Origin of the sequence: Streptomyces sp. HSW2009 (assembly GCF_040240285.1) — a bacterium.
Lineage (GTDB): Bacteria > Actinomycetota > Actinomycetes > Streptomycetales > Streptomycetaceae > Streptomyces.
In genome coordinates this window covers 1-1,114 of the sequence record NZ_JBEHZD010001313.1, presented here as the reverse complement: position 1 = coordinate 1,114, position 1,114 = coordinate 1, and the positions used below count along the sequence as shown (strand labels likewise).

Genomic DNA, 1,114 nt, shown 5'->3' with positions numbered 1-1,114 from the left:
CCGGGCCGGGGGGGGCGGGGGCGGCGCCGGCCGCGGGGGGCGGGCCGGCGGCCGGAGCACGGGCCACGCCGCCCGCGCGCGGGGGGTGCGGGGCGGCGGGCCCGGCTGCCCGGACGCCGTCGCCCGGGTCGGCCACGGCGTGCGGAACGCCGGCCCCCGCCCGCGCGTGGGGCTGGCCTTCCGGGGCGTCCGGCTGCTGCTCCGCCCCGTCGCCGGCGCCGGGCGCGTCCGGCGCGCCAGGGACGGGCGTACGGGGCGTACGGGGCGCCGCGCCGGGTGCGGCCGGTGCCTCCGGGATGCCGTGGTGTCCGGAGCGGGCCCGTTCGGCAACGGACTCCGGGGCCGCGGGGGCGTGTGAACCGGCCGCTGCGGTGGGTCCGGTCGCGGCGAGTGCGGCCTGTGCTGCGTCGGATGCGCGGGGGCCGGTGGGTGACGTCCTGTCATCCGCGCCGGGCCCGCCCGCCATGCCGCCCCCGGGCGTGTCGCCCACCGCCGCGCCGGCCGCCTCCGAGCCGGGCTCGACGCCGGTGTTTCCGCCGCCCGCCGCCTGGCCCTGGATGGGCGTGCCCCCGACCGGGGTGCTGTGCGCGGGGGCGCCGGGGCCCTGCGTGCCGTGCGCGGGGGTGCCGCCGTCGGGCGTGGCCGGCTGCTCGCCGTGCGGCAACTCCGTGCCGTGGGCCGGAGTGCCGTGGCTCGGCGTGTCCTGCGTCGGTACGCCGTGCGCGGGGGTGCCCTGTGCGGGGGCGTCCGGGGTGGCGGTGCCGGTGGGTTGGTCTGCCTCGGGCCGGCGGGCCGGGGCGGGTAGGGGCTCGGCGATCGCGGTGTCCGTACCGGGGTTCGAGCCCTCGACGACCGGAGCCACGGCGGCGAACTGGCCCGTACCGCCGGCCAGTTGACCATCGACCGGGTGGCCGCTGGCGGGCTGGCCGCCAACCGGCTGGTCCCCGGTGAGCTGGTCCCCGGCGGTCTGGCCGTCCGCCCGGCCGTCGGCCGCGAGGCCGCCGGCCATGGTGACGCCGGCCGTGGTGTCGCCGGGTCGGCCCGGAGCGTCCTCGGACCCGTCCGGGCGCGGATCGGCGTCGGGCACGCCGTGCGCTGTCTCGTATACACATCT

Annotated in this window: 1 pseudogene; it reads right to left on the bottom strand. The window is 82.0% G+C overall.

From position 1 onward, the window contains the following. Positions 1–1,087 (bottom strand): annotated as a pseudogene (locus AAHZ94_RS35520) (hypothetical protein); the annotation flags it as partial. Positions 1,088–1,114 lie beyond the last annotated feature (27 nt).